The following is a 16,841-nucleotide window of genomic DNA, read 5'->3' on the forward strand; positions in this document are numbered from 1 at the left end:
TCCGAACCCGGAAGCTAAGGCCACCTGCGCCGATGGTACTGCACTCGACAGGGTGTGGGAGAGTAGGACACCGCCGGAACATACATTCAGGGAGGCCCCCAACCAGCAGGTTGGGGGCCTCCCGCATTTTTCGACCCTTTGTATTCGGTCCCGTCGCCACACCGGATCCGCGGCTCGTCGCCGTCAGCCGATCGCGGTGCCCGCGCAGGCCGGGCAAGTGGGGAAGCGTTCGTGTCGCGTGATTGAATTTATGGTGGTTGCAGATGGGTGCCGGCGGACGGCGCGCGGTCTGCATGTCGCTACCGGCTACTCGTGCCGGATCAGAGAAAGGTAACGCTGTGTCGGAGCATGACGACGGTAGGAGACCCTTCCGCCGTGGCAGTACCGGTCCGGACTCGGCCGGCTCCGGCACACCTGCCCACGACCGTGGAGAAGGGGAGCGTCGCTCCGGCGGCTTCCGGCGCGGCGACGATACCCGCCGCTCGGGCGGATACGGCGCCCGCGACGACGACCGGCGCGGCGGTACCGGACGCGGCAACGACCGCGGGACCGGCGGTTACAGCCGCGGCGGAGACGACCGTCGCTCCGGCGGCTTCCGGCGTGGCGACGACGATCGCCGTTCCGGCGGATATGGCCGCGGCGACGACGACCGGCGCTCCGGTGGTTACGGGCGCGGTGGCGACGACCGTCGGTCGGGCAGCTATGAGCGTGGTGGCGACGACCGTCGGTCGGGTGGCTTCCGGCGCGACAGCGACGATCGCCGTTCCGGCGGTTTCGGACGTGGGGGCGACGACCACCGCTCAGGTGGGTACAGCCGCGGCGACGACGATCCTCGCTCGGGCGGGCACCCGCGTGGTGGTGATGATCGCCGTTCCGGTGGTTTCGAGCGCGGTCGCGACGACCGGCGCTCCGGTGGATACAGCCGAGGTGGCGACGACCGGCGTTCCGGTGGATACAGCCGAGGTGGCGACGACCGGCGTTCCGGTGGATACAGCCGTGGTGGTGATGATCGCCGTTCCGGTGGTTTCGAGCGCGGTCGCGATGATCGCCGTTCCGGTGGATACGGTCGCGGTGGTGACGACCGGCGCTCGGGTGGGTTCCGGCGTGACGAGGGCGATCGGCGGGCCGGCGGTTACGCACGTGGCGCGGATGATCGCCGCGGCGGATTTCGGCGCGACGAAGGTGACCGGCGACCAGGTGGGGCGGGCGGTCGCGACGATCGCACGGGTGGGTACAGCCGGAGCGAGGGTGATCGGCGCGGCGGGTTCCGGCGCGGCGGCGCGGACTCCGAGCGTCGACTCGGATCGGCCGACGAGGTCGACACCACCGCACACACCGGGGAATCGGCGGAGGCCGGCGCAAACGTCGAGGACCGGGAGCCGCGGCGACGGGGTGGTGAAGGGGCGCGCGTCGGCGGTGAGAGCCGGGCGGGGCGGCCAGATGAGCCCGCGTTGCCGGACGATGTGCAGGCGAGCGATCTGGACGGCGCGGTGCGCCGCGATCTGCTGAGTCTGGACAAGAACAATGCCGAGGCGGTCGCCCGGCACCTGGTGATGGCCGCCCGGCTCCTCGACGAGGATCCGGAGCAGGCACTCGAACATGCGCGCGCGGCCCGGCGCCGCGCCGGACGCATCGCGGTGGTCCGCGAGACTGCCGGTGTCACCGCCTATCACGCGGGTGAATGGGCCGAAGCGCTGTCCGAGCTGCGCACTGCGCGCCGGATGTCCGGCGGCTCGGGCCTGCTGGCGGTCATGGCCGACTGCGAACGTGGGCTGGGACGGCCCGAACGGGCGATCGAACTGGGCCGCAGCGACGAAGCACGCGGACTGTCGGGCGACGAGGCGACCGAGTTGCGGATCGTCGTCGCCGGTGCGCGAATGGATTTGGGCCAATACGATCAGGCCGTGGTCACCCTGCAGACGCCGGAACTGGATCCCTCGCGCTCCGGTCCCGCCTCGGCACGGTTGTTCTACGCCTATGCGGAGGCGTTGCTCGCCGCCGGCCGGTCCGATGAGGCCCTGCAGTGGTTCCTCAATGCGGCCGCGGCCGATGTCGACGGTGATACCGATGCCGAGGAGCGTGCCGACGAACTCGCGGGCGCGCAGGTCGACGACGACGTGGAGTAACCAGTGGCAGTATCGCTTCGGGAGAGCTTCGACGCTCTTCTGCTGGATCTGGACGGCACGCTGTATCGGGGTGCGCGGGTGATCACCGGCGCACCGGCCGCGCTCGACGCCGGCGGCGCGCAGAAGCTGATGTTCGTCACCAACAACGCCAGCCGGTCGGCCGGTGTGGTGGCCGCGCATCTGCGCGAATTGGGTTTCGGCGCAAGTGAATCCGAGGTCGTCACCAGTGCGCAGGCGGCGGCGCGTGTGCTCGCCTCCCGCCTGGCCGCCGGATCCACCGTGCTGATCGTCGGCACCGACGACCTCGCGGCGGAGGTCGAACAGGTCGGCCTGCAACCGATTCGGCGTTTCAACGGGGTGGCCCCCGCCGCGGTCGTGCAGGGACATTCGCCGCAGACCGCGTGGCCGGACCTCGCCGAGGCGGCCTACGCCGTGCGGGCCGGGGCCCTGTGGGTCGCCGCGAATGCGGATGCCACCCTGCCGAACGAGCGCGGCCTGGCGCCGGGCAACGGCGCGATGGTCGCGGCATTGCGAGCCGCGACCGACCAGGAACCCGTGGTGGCCGGTAAGCCCTATGCGCCGCTGCTCGAGGATGCGCTGGTCCGCGCGGAAACCCGCGACGCACTCGTGGTGGGAGACCGTCTCGACACCGATATCGACGGTGCCCGGCGCGTCGGCCTGCCGTCGTTGATGGTCCTCACCGGCGTCAGCACCCTCGATGATCTGCGAGCCCGCCCCGCCGACCACCGACCCACCTACATCTCCCGAACCCTCGACGCGCTGAATCACCCGGTGATCCGGCACGATTCTCCCGAGGGCGACACGGTCGGCCGCCTGGCCCGGCTGTTGGACGAAAATCCCGGTCGCGCAATCGAATTGGTTCGGTAACGGTCCGGCCTGGTCGACCCCGTTCGCGGCGTGCTGAGCGCCGACCGGGGTGGGAGAGATCGCGTGCGTGATCCGGATACCGCCCGATTCGGCACCTTCGTCGGAGGGCTGCCCGATCCACGCCGGATCGTCGGTCAATCGCGGCGGTCCTCAGTAGCCGTGAACTCCGCCGCGGTGTCGGGGAGGATGCCCAGGCGGCGTAGCAGCGGGGTGGCGGCAGCTCCGGCGCGACGTCGGCTGATCGCCGCCGATTCGTGTGCGGCAGTGGGGACTTTGAGCCACCAGCGTTCCAGCGGCCGGTAGTCGGCGGCCGGGGCGAGGCGTTCGGCGAGGTCCGGCCGCTGCGCCCACAGGTAGCGGCGGGCGCGGGCCGCGTGCATCGGGTCGGAGGCGATCATGATGCGGTCGGCGTGTTCCATGGCGGGAATGGTGAATTCGATGTTCTGCCACGTGGTTTCGGCGGATGTCTCGGTGCGGATTCGCTCGGGTGGAACGCCGAGGTGAGCGCTGGCGTATTCGGCCATCACCGTCGCTTCGACCCAGGGACCGTGCACGGCGCCGCCGGTGAAGATCAGCAAGCCCTCGCGGTCGCTCGGCAGCGACCGGGCGCCGATGCGGCATCGCCAGCGCTGCAGCGCGCGCGTCCAGCCGTCGGCGGCGGCCGGGTAGCCAAGCACCACCACCGTGTCTGTACCGCCGGCTCGTGGTCCCCGCCGCGGTCCGAGCAGTTGCCGGGATGCGCGCCAGTGGGCGTACTCGGCGGCGGCGATCACCGCGGCCGCTGTCGATGCCGCCGCGAGTGCGACGAACCGGACAGATCCCTGTCGTCGCTTACCTCCCACGCCGTCATTGTGCCAATACTTGCTGTACCCCACCGGTCCTGGGGCTGCAGTTGTCGACGCCGAGCGGCCGGCGCCCGGCCGCTGGACGCCACCGTGACCTCCGTTTCACCCGTGCCGCCGCTTGCCTGTCCGTCGTGGAACTCCGGTAGCGTTGTCGGCACCATGACTACGCCCATTCCGCGTCCGCATCCGTCCGGTTCCTCCGGTCCTCGTCCGGGAGTTCCGCTGCCCGGGCAGCATCTCGCCGGAGGGACGGCGGAGTTCGCCGACCCGGAGCAGGTGCGGGCCGAGGTGGCGGCGCTGCTGGCGGAGTTGCCCGGGGGGCGGCGCGAGAGCAGCGACGAAGCCGACGGGGTGGACCGCGCGGGAACCGATATCACCCGGCGGGCGCGCATTCTCGAACAGGCACACGAGGTGCTGGTCGGCGCCCTGGCGACGGTGGACAAGATCTGAGGTGGCCAGGCGCGCGCGAGTGGACGCCGAACTGGTTCGCCGCGGATTGGCGCGATCGCGAGAACACGCGGTCGAACTGATCGGCGCGGGCCGCGTCCTGATCAACGGTGCGGTCGCCTCGAAACCGGCGACCGCGATCGAGCCGAATACCCCGCTGCTCGTTCGTGCGGAACCCGACGAGGTCCAGTGGGCCTCGCGTGGTGCGCACAAGGTGCTGGGGGCGCTGGAGGCGTTCGAGCCGCTCGGGGTGAGCGTGGCCGGGAAGCGCTGCCTGGACGCCGGTGCGTCGACCGGCGGATTCACCGATGTGCTGCTCGCCCGCGGCGCCCGCGAGGTGGTCGCCGTCGATGTGGGTTACGGCCAGCTGGTGTGGCGGCTGCGCAACGACGAACGGGTCCGCGTGTTCGACCGCACCAATGTGCGCGCGCTGACGCCCGAGGCGATCGACGGACCGGTCGAACTGGTGGTCGCGGATCTGTCGTTCATCTCGCTGGCGCTGGTGCTGCCCGCCCTGGCCGCCTGCTGCGCACCGGGTGCGGATCTGCTGCCCATGGTGAAACCGCAGTTCGAGGTCGGTAAACAACGAGTAGGCTCCGGCGGTGTGGTGCGTGATCCGGCTCTGCGCGCCGAGGCGGTGACCGAGGTGGCCGCCGCGGCCGCCGAGCTGGGCCTGCGTACCCGCGGTGTGGTCGCCAGCCCGTTGCCCGGCCCGTCGGGCAACGTGGAGTATTTCCTGTGGCTGCGCAAGGACACACCGGACACGGATTCGGCCGAGACCGAATCGGAGCCCGTTATCAGCGAATTGGTGCAGCGTGCGGTCGAGGAGGGGCCACAGTGAAGCGGGAGATCCTGCTCGTCGCCCATCCGGGCCGTTCCGAACTGCTCGAGACCGCCCATCGGGTCGCGAAGATCTTCGCCGACGCCGGAATCGGGTTGCGCGTCCTCGAGGACGAGGCCTACAGCACCAAGCTGGATTTCGACGACACCGGCGCACCCGACGGCTGCCCGGTGCGGGTGGTTCCGCACGGTCCCGAGGCCGCGGTCGGCTGCGAGATGGTGCTAGCGCTCGGCGGCGACGGCACCTTCCTGCGCGGGGCGGAGATGGCACATCCGGCCCGGGTTCCGGTACTGGGAATCAACCTCGGGCGCATCGGTTTTCTCACCGAGGCCGAGGCCGAACATCTCGACGACGCGCTGGCCCAGGTGGTGCGTGGCGATTACCGCATCGAGCAGCGGATGACCGTAGATGTCAGTGTCCGCGTCGATGATGTTGTGGTGGAACGCGGATGGGCCCTCAACGAGGCCAGCATCGAGAATGCCGCCCGGATGGGCGTGCTGGAGGTCGTCCTCGAGGTCGACGGCCGCCCGGTGTCGCAATTCGGTTGTGACGGTGTGCTGATCGCGACACCCACCGGCTCCACCGCCTACGCCTTCTCCGCGGGGGGACCCGTGGTGTGGCCCGAACTGGAGGCGCTGCTGGTGATTCCCAGCAATGCGCACGCACTGTTCGCGCGGCCGTTGGTGACCAGCCCGGAGTCGCGGATCGCGGTGGAAACCGTTGCGACAGGCCATGATGCGATCGTCTTCCTGGACGGCCGGCGTACGCTGGCATTGCCGCGGGGTGGGCGATTCGAAGCGGTGCGCGGCGCCGAACCGGTGCGCTGGGTGCGGCTGGATTCCGCCCCCTTCGCCGACCGGATGGTGCGCAAATTCCGCTTACCCGTGACAGGCTGGCGGGGCCGGCGGCCGGAACGGCCGCACGCGGCAGGGCCGGCCCGCATCCCCACCGAGCAACCCGGCTCAGGCGATAGCGAACACCGCCGAACGGAGAGCACACGTGCTGACAGAGATCAGGATTGACGGCCTCGGCGTCATATCCACCGCCACCGCGCAGTTCCACGAGGGACTGACCTGTGTGACCGGCGAGACCGGTGCCGGCAAGACGATGGTGGTCACCGGACTGCACCTGCTCGGTGGCGCCCGCGCGGACGCCGGACGGGTGCGTCAGGGCGCGCAGCGGGCCGTGGTCGAGGGCCGGTTCACCGTTGAGGACGTGCATGACAGCGCCCGCGACGAGGTCGAGAAAGTGCTGGAATCCTCCGGCGCGCAACGCGACGACGACGACAGCGTCATCGCGGTGCGCACCGTCGGCAGCGACGGGCGTTCGCGCGCCCATCTCGGTGGCCGCAGTGTGCCGGCCGCGGTGCTGTCGGACTTCACGGCGCCGCTGCTGACCGTGCACGGGCAGAACGACCAGCTGCGGCTGCAACGCCCTGATCAGCAACTGCAGGCCCTGGACCGGTTCGCCGGCGATGCGGTGGCCGGGCTGCTGCGCAAATATCAGCTGGCCCGCCGCACCTGGTTGCAGGCTCGCACCGAACTGCTGGAACGCACCGCGCGCAGCCGTGAACTCGCACTCGAGGCCGATCGACTGCAGCATTCGCTGAGCGAAATCGACACGGTCGCACCGGAACCGGGTGAAGACGAGCGCATCGTCGCCGAGGTGCTGCGGCTCGGTGATCTGGATTCGCTGCGGGAGGCGGCCGGCGCCGCCCACGCGGCCCTCGCGGGCTCCGGCGACGGTGAGGGCGCCGGTGCGCTGGACGCGCTCGGTGGTGCGCGGGCCCGGCTGGAATCCAGTGACGATCCGGCGCTGACCGCGTTGGCGCCGCGGCTGGGGGAGGCCATCGCGGTGGTGGTCGACGTGACCACCGAATTGAGTTCGTATCTGTCGGATCTGCCGTCGGATCCGGCGGCGCTGGACAGCCTGCTCACCCGCCAGGCGGAGCTGAAATCGCTGACCCGCAAATACGCGCCCGATGTCGACGCGGTGATCGCCTGGGCCGACGAGGCGCGCACCCGCCTGGCCTCGCTCGACGTGTCGGAGGAGGCGCTGGCGGCGCTGGCCGCCGAAGTGGAGACAGCGGCGGCGCAGGTGCGGGAGACGGCGAAGAAGCTGACCGCCGCCCGGCGCAAGGCCGCTCGCAAACTCGCGACCGCGGTGAGCGCCGAATTGAGCGGACTGGCGATGGGCCGCGCCAAACTCGAGGTGGAGGTGCGGCCGCTGGCGGCCGCCGCGCAGGACAGTGCGCCCCTCACCGTCGACGGGGCGGAACTGCATGCCGGCGCGTCCGGTGTGGACGAGGTGGAATTCCGGCTGTCCGCCCACTCCGGCGCGCAGTCGCTGCCATTGAGCCGCAGTGCGTCCGGTGGTGAACTCTCGCGCGTGATGCTGGCGCTGGAAGTGGTGCTCGCCGCCTCCGAATACGGCTCGACCATGGTGTTCGACGAGGTCGATGCCGGCGTCGGCGGCCGGGCCGCGGTGGAGATCGGGCGGCGGCTGGCGCGGCTGGCCCGCACCCATCAGGTCATCGTGGTGACCCATCTGCCGCAGGTGGCCGCCTTCGCCGACACCCACCTCGTGGTGGACAAGGTCGACGACGGCAAGGGCGTCAACAGCGGCGTGCGGGCGCTGACCACCGACGAGCGGGTCGTCGAACTGGCCCGCATGCTGGCCGGTCTCGACGATACCGAGACCGGCCGCGCCCACGCCGAGGAGTTGCTGGCGACCGCGCGGGCGGAGAAGGCCGACACCACCTCGGCGGCGGGCTGACGAGCCGCGAAGCTTCTACTTGGCGACGGCCTTCTTGGCGGCCTTGAGGAACGGCGAGATCAGGCCGCGCAGGAACAGTTCCGTCGCCTTGTCCGGCACGGGCAGCTTGGGCTCGGATTCCATCCGGTACGACACCAGGGTGCCGCCCGGGGCGTCGGCGAAGGTGATGGTGCCGACGTGCCGCTTCACCGGCGCACCGGCAATGATCCGATATTCCATGCGCTCACCGGGAACCAGTTCGGTGGTCTCCTCGGTCACACCGATGCCGCCCACACCGACCAGGTAGCGCGCACCGACGCCGGAGTCCTCGGGGGCGCCGGGCTGACGCAGCGTAATGCGCACGGGCAGATAGCCGTTGAGACTGTCGCGCTCGGCGAACAGCTTGTAGACGACGTCGCGCGGTGCGGGAATGACCGTGTCGACGGTGGTACTGGCCATGGCGTTCTCCTTCGGATGCGGTGAGCCGAAGCATAGCGGTACCAGCGGTACCACCCGGCACGCCAGTCGACGCCGTGGAGGCGTGTGTTTGCTGGCCTCATGCCGGGGCATGTGATAGGACGTCGGCGCGCCTCCACCACAGGTTGAGAGTTGGCGACCATTATCGGATGCCATGAAGATGCTGGCGCTGTTGTCGCGCAACACCGAAACGCTTCCCGGCGTCACCGGGATGGCCCGGGTGGACCGCAATACCCGGCGTCTGCTCAAGCGGGTCGGGGCGGGCGATGTGGTGGTCCTCGACGAGATGGACATCGATCGCCTCACCGCTGACCGGCTCGTCGAGGCCGGTGTGGCGGCGGTGATCAATGCCTCGCCCTCGATTTCCGGCCGCTATCCGAACCTCGGCCCGGAAGTTCTGGCCGCCAACGGAATCGTGTTGCTGGATGCTGTCTCCGCCGACGTGTTCGGCAAGATCAAGGACGGCAGCAAGGTCCGCATCGATGCCGGTGTGGTGTATGCCGACAAGTTGACCAAGAAGGAACCGGAGGTTCTGGTCGAGGCCATCGAGCTCACCGATCAGGTCATCGCCAAGCGGATGATCGCGGCGCGCAACGGCCTGGCCGATCATCTGGAAGCGTTCGCCGGCAATACGACCGAATACATCCGGACCGAAAGCGCGATGCTGATCGACGGTCTCGGGGTTCCGGCTCTGAATCTGTCGATGCGTGGCCGTCATGTCGTGGTGGTGGCCGACGGCGTGGACAGTCGTGACGACCTCAAGGCGATCAAGCCGTTCGTCAAGGAATACGCGCCGATTCTGGTGGGTGTCGGGCGCGGCGCCGACATCCTGACCAAGGCCGGATATCGTCCCGATCTGATCGTCGGCGACCCGGAGGAGATCACCGCGAGCTCGCTGAAATGCGGTGCCGAGCTGATACTTCCGGCCGATACCGACGGTCATGCCAAGGGGCTGGAGCGCATTCAGGACCTGGGAATCGGCGCGACCACCTTCCCGTCCTCGGGATCGGCGGCGGATCTGGCGCTACTGCTGGCCGACCATCACGGGGCCGCCCTGATCATCACCTGCGGGGCGCCGGCCTCGCTCGACGACTTCTTCGATCGCAGCCGCCGCGAATCGGCTCCCGCGATGTTCCTGACCCGGCTCAAGGCGGGGCCGAAACTGATGGACGCCAAGGCCGTCGCCACCCTGTATCGGCAGGGCAACTCCGGCTGGGCGACCGCGCTGGTGGTGCTGGCCGCGCTGATCGCGCTGATCGTCGGACTGCTGGTGTCCTCGCATCTGGGCAGCGATGTGCTGGATTGGCTGGATTCGGCGTGGCGGCAGTCGCAGGACTGGCTACATCGGCTATCGGACCGTCGGGGGTAGAGAAAACAGTGGGTTCCATGCGTCGGCTCGTCGTTTCCCTGGCCGCGATCTTTCTGGCATTGGCGGTGGGTGCGGCGCTCGGCGCCGTCGTCCGCCACGGTGGTCCGGGTGGCGGTGACGACCTGGCTCAGCGCAACGACGCGCTCTCGGCGGCCAACGGGCAACTCGAACGGCAGATCGGTGCGGCCGACGACTTCATCGCCCGGTCGGCGGGCCGCATCCTCAACGGAACCCTCGCCGATCACACGGTGCTCGTATTCACCACCCCCGATGCCGACAGCAGCGATGTCGACGCGGTGACGGCAGTCCTGACCACCGCCGGGGCGAGGGTCACCGGGCGGGTCGCGCTCACCGACGCCTTCGTCGACGCGTCGCAGGGCGATCGCTTGCGGACCGCGGTCACGAACATGATTCCGGCCGGCGCCCAGTTGCAGACCGAAGCGGTGGATCAGGGCAGCCTCGCCGGTGATCTCCTGGGCCTGGCGTTTCTCACCGACCCCGCCGACGGTGCCGAACGTGCCACCGCGCAGGAGCGCGGACTGATCGTCGACACCCTGCGCAATGGCGGCTTCCTCGCCGCCGGCGAATTCACGCCCGCTCAGTCGGCGGTGGTGGTGACCGGGGCCGGCGTGCGGGCCGACCACAACGGCCAGGGATCGATCACCGCGCATTTCGCCGGGGCGCTGCGCGGACGCGGGGCGGGGCTGGTGCTGGCGGGCCGGGCCGGATCCTCGGACGGATCGGGCCCGATCGCCGAGGTGCGCCGCGAGAACCGCCTCGACGCGACCGTGTCCACGGTCGACAACGTGGACCGCGAAACGGGCCGCGTCACAACGGCTCTCGGCCTCGCCGAGCAACTGCGCGGCAAAACCGGTCACTACGGCACCGGACCGGAGGCGACCTCGCTGTCGGTGACCGCTTCTCCCGGCTGAGCGCGACCGTCGCCGTCGACCGCGATCGGATGATCCGTCACGTCGGAGCGAGTGCCGGGCGATCGGTGCGTCCGGGGTGCCACGTCATGGGGTTGCTGCGCTGCATGAGACGCGAGTGACAAATCGGTACGAGGACCTCCGCCGTCCCGCGCGTGGCATTCGTTTCGCAACCGTTTTTCGTGTTAGCGTGGAGTTCCGTGAGTCAATCGCGGATTCCGGCGCGTTCCCCCCATCAGACGGCCACCAAACACATCTTCGTGAGTGGCGGCGTCGCCTCCTCCCTCGGCAAGGGACTGACCGCCTCCAGCCTCGGCCAGCTGCTGACCGCCCGCGGATTGCGGGTCACCATGCAGAAGCTGGACCCGTATCTGAATGTCGACCCCGGCACCATGAATCCCTTCCAGCACGGCGAGGTGTTCGTGACCGAGGACGGCGCCGAAACCGACCTCGACGTCGGCCATTACGAGCGCTTCCTCGATCGTGATCTGTCGGGCTATGCGAACGTCACCACCGGGCAGGTCTACTCGACCGTGATCGCCAAGGAGCGGCGCGGCGAGTATCTCGGCGACACCGTGCAGGTTATCCCGCACATCACCGACGAGATCAAGAACCGCATCCTCGCGATGAGCGGCCCGGATCTGCAGGGCCAGACCCCGGACGTGGTGATCACCGAGATCGGCGGCACCGTCGGCGATATCGAATCCCAGCCGTTCCTCGAGGCCGCGCGCCAGATCCGGCACGAGGTGGGCCGGGACAACTGCTTCTTCCTGCACGTGACGCTGGTGCCGTATCTGGCGCCCTCCGGCGAGTTGAAGACCAAACCCACCCAGCACTCCGTCGCGGCGCTGCGCAACATCGGTATCCAGCCCGACGCGCTGATCCTGCGCTGCGACCGGGAGGTGCCGCAGGGGCTGAAGAACAAGATCGCGCTGATGTGCGACGTCGACGTCGACGCCTGCATCTCCACGCCCGACGCGCCGTCGATCTACGACATTCCGAAGGTGCTGCACCGCGAGGGCCTCGACGCCTACGTGGTGCGCAAACTGGGGCTGCCGTTCCGCGATGTCGACTGGACCGTCTGGGGCGATCTGCTCGACCGGGTGCACAACCCGCGTGAAGAGGTGACCGTCGCGCTGGTCGGTAAGTACGTCGACCTGCCGGACGCGTATCTCTCGGTGACCGAGGCACTGCGGGCCGGGGGTTTCGCGGCCAAGGCCAAAGTCAACATCCGCTGGGTGCAGTCCGACGAATGCGAGACTCCGGAGGGCGCGCAGCATCACCTCGGCGATGTCGACGCGGTACTGATCCCCGGTGGCTTCGGTATTCGCGGCATCGAGGGCAAGGTCGGCGCGATCCGGTTCGCGCGTACCCGTTCCATTCCGCTGCTGGGCCTGTGCCTGGGGCTGCAGTGCGTGGTGATCGAGGCCGCCCGCTCGGTGGGGCTCGAGGACGCCAACTCCGCCGAATTCGAGCCGGAGACAACGCATCCGGTGATTTCCACGATGGCCGACCAGGCCCAGGCGGTCGCCGGTGAGGCCGACCTCGGCGGCACCATGCGATTGGGCGCCTATCCGGCCGTGCTGGAGAAGGGCTCGGTCGTGGCGCAGGCCTACGGCACCACCGAGGTGTCGGAGCGGCATCGGCACCGCTACGAGGTCAACAACGCCTATCGCGACAAGATCGCCCAGAGCGGACTGCGATTCTCCGGTACCTCGCCGGACGGGCACCTGGTCGAGTTCGTGGAGTTGCCCGCGAACGTGCATCCGTATTTCGTTGCCACCCAGGCGCATCCGGAGCTCAAGAGCCGGCCGACCCGGCCGCATCCGCTGTTCGCCGGGCTGGTCGACGCGGCGCTGAAATACAAGGGCGCCGAGCGGCTTCCGGTGGAGATCTACGGCGAGGAGGCCGACGAGCCCGAGCGGGTCGGGCAGTGAGCGAACCCGGAAGCCACGACTTTCGCACCGTCGGCTCCGAGACCGTGTATTCCGGTGCGATCGTCGCGCTGCGCCTGGATCAGGTCGAGATGCCCGGCGGGCGGATCGCCGAACGCGAGGTGATCGAGCATCACGGCGCGGTCGCGATCGTCGCGCTCGACGACGACGGCTCGGTGGTGCTGATCAACCAGTACCGGCATCCGATCGGGCGGCGGTTGCTCGAGTTGCCCGCTGGTCTGCTCGATCAGGCCGGCGAGGATCCGCTGGCGGCCGCGCAACGCGAACTCGCCGAGGAGACCGGTCTGGCGGCGCGGGAGTGGTCCACGCTGGTGGATGTGGTGTTGTCGCCGGGGTTCACCGATGAGGCACTGCGTATCTATCTCGCGACCGGGTTGTCGGACACCGACCGGCCGGACCCCGAGCACGAGGAGGCCGATCTGTCGATCGTGCGGATGTCGCTGCAGGATGCGGTGACCGCCGCGCTGTCGGGCCGGATCGAGAACGCGACCGCGGTGGCCGGCGTGCTGGCGGCGTCGGTCGCGCGGGCGAACGGCACGACGCTGCGGCCCGCCGACGCGCCGTGGCCGGGTATGCCGACGCAGCTGCTCGATCGCAAGGCCGCCGAACGCGCACAGGCCTGAGCGGGACCGGCCGGGCACCTCACCGCGCCCCGGCCGTATTCCTCGGGCACGGGCGAACTGTGTTTCGTGCGAACGAATGTCGCCGGCGGCTGTCATGATGGCACCGTGAATGTCGCTGTTCCCGCCGCCCCGGCGGTCGTCGTGCCGCTACCGGTCGGGTGAACGCGTGGTGGAGCGGCAGATCCAGGCCTATCTCGACCATCTGACGGTCGAGCGCGGCGCGGCGAGCAATACGCTCAGCGCCTACCGTCGTGATCTGCAGCGATATCGGGAGTTTCTGCGACAGCGCGATATCGGTGATCTGGACCGGGTGACCGAGAACCAGATCGCCGATTTCGTCGTCTCGCTGCGGGCGGGCGGCCAGGGATATCCGGCGCTGGCCGCCAGTTCGGCCGCCCGCGCACTGGTGGCGGTGCGTGGCCTGCACCGATTCGCGGCCGCCGAGGGACTGACCACCGGAGATGTCGCGCACGGTGTGAAGCCGCCGACACCAGCGCGGCGACTGCCGAAAGCGCTTCCGTACGAAGATATTTCCCGGCTGCTCGAGGCCGCGGGTGGTGGCGACGACGCGGGTTCGGGGGGCGGACCACGCGGACTGCGGGATCGGGCCATGCTGGAACTGCTGTACTCCACCGGCGCCCGGATCTCGGAGGTGGTCGGACTCGACGTCGACGATATCGACACCGCCGGACGGGCGGTCGTCCTGCACGGCAAGGGCGGTAAACAGCGCATGGTGCCGATCGGGCGGCCGGCGCTGGCGGCGATCGACGCCTATCTGGTTCGGGGCCGGCCCGCGCTCGGCGCCCGCGGCAAGGGCACCCCCGCCTTGTTCCTCAATGCTCGTGGCGGCCGGCTCTCGCGGCAGAGCGCCTGGCAGGTACTGCAGGACGCGGCCGATCGGGCCGGGATCGGCGCCGCGGTGTCGCCGCACACGCTGCGGCACTCGTTCGCCACCCATCTGCTCGACGGGGGCGCCGACGTGCGGGTCGTGCAGGAGTTGCTGGGGCACGCCTCGGTGACGACCACGCAGATCTACACCCTGGTGACGGTCAATACACTGCACGAGGTGTGGGCCACCGCGCATCCGCGGGCGCGGTAACGCGCCGGCGGCGGCAGCCCGATATCGGGTGCGGATTGCGGCAAAGGGTTTCCCAACACCCCCTCGAGGCGACAGAATGCGGAGTTGGTGCCGTGAGGACACGGTGTTGTGGCACGGGTAATGACACAAGTGCGCAACGATCGGGGACGTTCCCCAAGCGTGTCCGATCGTGGGTCTTGCGCTCGGAGGCGGTAGCGTCTATTACGGCGGTCCGGTACATCGGCGTCCGGTGTAGCGATCGCCCGCTGTTCCGCAGCGCGCGGCGGGGCAACGAGCAGGAAAACTGAAGGAGCAGCGGACATGACGACAGCCGGCCCGGCCGAGCCGCCGAACAGCGCTGCGGCAGAACCGCTTTCGAATATCCGAACCGGCCTCCGAATCGAACAGGCGGCCCGCAGACTCTGGGAGGCGAACGACATCGTGGCGGACGGTACCGAACTCGGCCCGACCGGACGCCCGCTGCGCGACATTCCCGAACCATCCCCGTCGTCGCGCAACGGTGACGCCCTGATCGTCGCCATGTGCAATCAGAAGGGCGGCGTCGGCAAGACCACCTCCACCATCAACCTCGGTGCCGCGCTCGCCGAATACGGCCGCCGGGTGTTGCTGGTCGACCTCGACCCGCAGGGAGCCCTGTCGGCGGGACTGGGCGTGGCTCACCACGACCTGGATCTGACCGTGCACAATCTGCTCGTCGGTGGCCGGGCGAGCGTCGACGACGTGCTGCTCAACACGAAGGTCGACGGGATGGATCTGCTGCCGAGCAACATCGACCTCTCGGCGGCGGAGATCCAGCTGGTCAACGAGGTCGGCCGGGAACAGACCCTCGGCCGCGCGCTGGCCCCGCTGCGCGACCGCTACGACTACATCCTCATCGACTGCCAGCCGTCGCTGGGTCTGCTCACCGTCAATGCGTTGGCCTGCGCCGACGGCGTGATCATCCCGATGGAATGCGAATACTTCTCACTGCGCGGGCTGGCGCTGCTCACCGACACCGTCGAGAAGGTGCGGGACCGGCTCAACCCGCGGCTGGCACTGTCGGGCATCGTGGTGACCATGTTCGATGCGCGATTGCTGCACTCCCGGCAGGTGATGGCCCGGGTGGTGGAGGTGTTCGGCGATCTGGTGTACGACACTGTGATCAACCGGACCGTCCGTTTCCCCGATGCCAGTGTCGCCGGTGAGCCGATCACCACCTGGGCGCCGAAATCCGGCGGCGCGGAAGCGTATCGGGCGATGGCGCGGGAAGTCATTCACCGGTCGGGCCGGTGAGCGAGGCCGGACCACCGGCTGCCGAGGTCGTACCCGAAAACCGTGCCGTCGAGTTGCCGAATACCGAAGCACCTGTTGACCAGTCCGTCGATGCGGATGCCGAATCCGCCGCGGATGCCGGTTCGCCGGACAAGCCGGACGGGTTCCACCTGCGGCTGAGCAATTTTCAGGGCCCGTTCGACCTGTTGTTGCAGCTGATCAGCCAGCGGCGGCTCGATGTGACCGAGGTGGCGCTGCACAAGGTCACCGACGAGTTCATCGCCTACACCAAAGAACTCACCGCGAGCCTGGAACGCGATCCGACGCTGCGGGCGGATCGGATTCTCGATCAGACCACCGAATTCCTGGTGGTCGCCGCGACCCTGCTCGACCTCAAGGCCGCGCGGCTGCTGCCGTCCGGTGAGGTCACCGATGCCGACGACCTGGAACTGCTCGAGGCTCGCGATCTGCTGTTCGCGCGGCTCCTGCAGTATCGGGCGTTCAAACAGGTCGCCGAACTCCTCGGTGAACTCGAGGCCGCCGCATTGCGCCGGTATCCGCGGGCGGTGTCGCTGGAGGAGCGCTTCCTGGATCTGCTGCCGGAGGTGAGTCTCGGCGTCGACGCGGCGGGTTTCGCCGATATCGCCGCAGCCGCGTTCCGTCCCCGGCCGCGTCCGACGGTCGGGCTGGACCACCTGCACGCCCACGCCATCTCCGTCGCCGAACAGGCCGCGCTGGTCTTGGAGATGTTGAAGAAGCGCGGGGTCGGAGAGTGGTCGACCTTCCACGAGTTGTGCGCCGATTGCGAGATGCCGATCCAGATCGTCGCGCGCTTCCTCGCGCTGCTCGAGCTCTACCGCGGCAAGACGATCGAATTCGACCAACCCGACCCGCTCGGCCCGCTGGCGGTGCGCTGGATCGGCGACGACGCCGAAGGCGCGCCCGCCGAGCCCGTGACAATCGATGAGGACTACGGATGATGTCGCACGGTGAGCAGTCCACCGATCACCCGGCGGCCGAGGGCCGCGAGACCGCAGTGGGTGCCGCCGGCACACCGGAGGATGCGCTCGCTGTCGAATCGCCCGCTGTCGAACCGGAGGTCGATGCCGCGACCCCAGCCGCGGCGGGTGACGCACAGGGCAATGGCACGCCATCGCCGATAGATGCCGGCGCCGATGCGGGTCGGGCGGATGCACCCTCGGTGGGCTCCGCGCGCGTTGCCGCCGATGCGGAGCAT

General features: G+C 69.3%; 16 protein-coding genes, 1 rRNA gene and 1 pseudogene. 15 read left to right on the plus strand and 3 right to left on the minus strand.

What is annotated here, in order from left to right; genetic code table 11:
* Window positions 1-79: ribosomal RNA gene (gene rrf, locus C5E41_RS36345) — 5S ribosomal RNA — on the plus strand; the annotation flags it as partial.
* A gap of 241 nt (window positions 80-320) precedes the next feature.
* Here rrf and C5E41_RS34285 read toward each other — a convergent pair.
* Window positions 321-797 carry a hypothetical protein gene (locus tag C5E41_RS34285; protein WP_181063521.1) on the minus strand — a complete coding sequence of 159 codons (477 nt, stop codon included), beginning with the start codon at window positions 795-797 and terminating at the stop codon, window positions 321-323.
* A 378-nt stretch (window positions 798-1,175) separates the two neighbouring features.
* Here C5E41_RS34285 and C5E41_RS31850 point away from each other — a divergent pair.
* A pseudogene (locus C5E41_RS31850) lies at window positions 1,176-2,126 on the plus strand (hypothetical protein); the annotation flags it as partial.
* 3 nt (window positions 2,127-2,129) lie between these two features.
* On the plus strand, window positions 2,130-3,014 hold the full coding sequence (locus C5E41_RS31855) for an HAD-IIA family hydrolase (RefSeq protein ID WP_104379393.1): 885 nt from the start codon (window positions 2,130-2,132) through the stop codon (window positions 3,012-3,014).
* Window positions 3,015-3,148: 134 nt separating this feature from the next.
* Here C5E41_RS31855 and C5E41_RS31860 read toward each other — a convergent pair whose 3' ends face one another.
* A complete protein-coding gene (locus C5E41_RS31860; protein WP_104379403.1) occupies window positions 3,149-3,856 on the minus strand; it encodes a YdcF family protein in 708 nt (235 codons plus the stop codon).
* A gap of 162 nt (window positions 3,857-4,018) precedes the next feature.
* Between C5E41_RS31860 and C5E41_RS31865 the strand changes: the two genes are divergently transcribed.
* Genes C5E41_RS31865 through recN form a run of 4 tightly spaced genes read left to right on the plus strand, consistent with a single transcriptional unit; the run spans window position 4,019 to window position 7,922 of the window.
* Complete coding sequence (locus C5E41_RS31865) at window positions 4,019-4,309, plus strand: hypothetical protein (RefSeq protein ID WP_104379394.1); 291 nt, start codon at window positions 4,019-4,021, stop codon at window positions 4,307-4,309.
* A 1-nt stretch (window position 4,310) separates the two neighbouring features.
* Window positions 4,311-5,147, plus strand: a complete 837-nt coding sequence (locus C5E41_RS31870; protein WP_104379395.1) for a TlyA family RNA methyltransferase — start codon at window positions 4,311-4,313, stop codon at window positions 5,145-5,147.
* Window positions 5,144-6,169 (plus strand): NAD kinase, encoded by a 1,026-nt coding sequence (locus tag C5E41_RS31875; protein WP_104379396.1) that lies wholly within the window; start codon window positions 5,144-5,146, stop codon window positions 6,167-6,169. The genes C5E41_RS31870 and C5E41_RS31875 overlap by 4 nt, the downstream gene beginning before the upstream one ends.
* Entirely contained in the window at window positions 6,147-7,922 is a 1,776-nt protein-coding gene (gene recN, locus C5E41_RS31880) for a DNA repair protein RecN (RefSeq protein ID WP_104379397.1), read from the plus strand. Before C5E41_RS31875 ends, recN begins: the two co-directional genes overlap by 23 nt.
* A gap of 15 nt (window positions 7,923-7,937) precedes the next feature.
* On the opposite strand, the gene C5E41_RS31885 is transcribed toward recN, so the two are convergent.
* Entirely contained in the window at window positions 7,938-8,360 is a 423-nt protein-coding gene (locus C5E41_RS31885) for an SRPBCC family protein (protein ID WP_104379404.1), read from the minus strand.
* Between the two features lie 172 nt (window positions 8,361-8,532).
* On the opposite strand from C5E41_RS31885, the gene steA reads away from it, so the two are divergent.
* The 8 genes from steA to C5E41_RS33565 all read left to right on the plus strand — a co-directional run.
* Entirely contained in the window at window positions 8,533-9,747 is a 1,215-nt protein-coding gene (steA, locus tag C5E41_RS31890; protein ID WP_104379398.1) for a putative cytokinetic ring protein SteA, read from the plus strand.
* Between the two features lie 17 nt (window positions 9,748-9,764).
* Complete coding sequence (locus C5E41_RS31895) at window positions 9,765-10,679, plus strand: copper transporter (protein WP_439956462.1); 915 nt, start codon at window positions 9,765-9,767, stop codon at window positions 10,677-10,679.
* 197 nt (window positions 10,680-10,876) lie between these two features.
* Window positions 10,877-12,613: a CTP synthase gene (locus C5E41_RS31900; RefSeq protein WP_104379399.1), complete on the plus strand. Its 1,737-nt coding sequence runs from the start codon at window positions 10,877-10,879 to the stop codon at window positions 12,611-12,613.
* Window positions 12,610-13,254: an NUDIX domain-containing protein gene (locus C5E41_RS31905; protein ID WP_104379400.1), complete on the plus strand. Its 645-nt coding sequence runs from the start codon at window positions 12,610-12,612 to the stop codon at window positions 13,252-13,254. Before C5E41_RS31900 ends, C5E41_RS31905 begins: the two co-directional genes overlap by 4 nt.
* 109 nt (window positions 13,255-13,363) lie before the next feature.
* Window positions 13,364-14,353: a site-specific tyrosine recombinase XerD gene (gene xerD / locus C5E41_RS31910; protein WP_104379401.1), complete on the plus strand. Its 990-nt coding sequence runs from the start codon at window positions 13,364-13,366 to the stop codon at window positions 14,351-14,353.
* A gap of 300 nt (window positions 14,354-14,653) precedes the next feature.
* Window positions 14,654-15,625 carry a ParA family protein gene (locus C5E41_RS31915; RefSeq protein WP_181063520.1) on the plus strand — a complete coding sequence of 324 codons (972 nt, stop codon included), beginning with the start codon at window positions 14,654-14,656 and terminating at the stop codon, window positions 15,623-15,625.
* Window positions 15,626-15,678: 53 nt separating this feature from the next.
* On the plus strand, window positions 15,679-16,584 hold the full coding sequence (locus tag C5E41_RS31920) for a segregation and condensation protein A (RefSeq protein WP_104379407.1): 906 nt from the start codon (window positions 15,679-15,681) through the stop codon (window positions 16,582-16,584).
* Window positions 16,581-16,841, plus strand: a 261-nt coding sequence (locus C5E41_RS33565) for a hypothetical protein (protein WP_219823304.1), incomplete at its 3' end; no start/stop codon positions are given. The genes C5E41_RS31920 and C5E41_RS33565, both read left to right, overlap by 4 nt.

Origin of the sequence: Nocardia nova (assembly GCF_002933465.1) — a bacterium.
GTDB lineage: Bacteria > Actinomycetota > Actinomycetes > Mycobacteriales > Mycobacteriaceae > Nocardia > Nocardia nova_B.

Coding starts and splice junctions, on each gene's coding strand:
- C5E41_RS31865 (WP_104379394.1), top strand. CDS start 4,019: ATGACTACGCCCATTCCGCGTCCGCATCCGTCCGGTTCCTCCGGTCCT.
- C5E41_RS31885 (WP_104379404.1), bottom strand. CDS start 8,360: ATGGCCAGTACCACCGTCGACACGGTCATTCCCGCACCGCGCGACGTC.
- steA (WP_104379398.1), top strand. CDS start 8,533: ATGAAGATGCTGGCGCTGTTGTCGCGCAACACCGAAACGCTTCCCGGC.
- C5E41_RS31895 (WP_439956462.1), top strand. CDS start 9,765: ATGCGTCGGCTCGTCGTTTCCCTGGCCGCGATCTTTCTGGCATTGGCG.
- xerD (WP_104379401.1), top strand. CDS start 13,364: ATGTCGCTGTTCCCGCCGCCCCGGCGGTCGTCGTGCCGCTACCGGTCG.
- C5E41_RS31915 (WP_181063520.1), top strand. CDS start 14,654: ATGACGACAGCCGGCCCGGCCGAGCCGCCGAACAGCGCTGCGGCAGAA.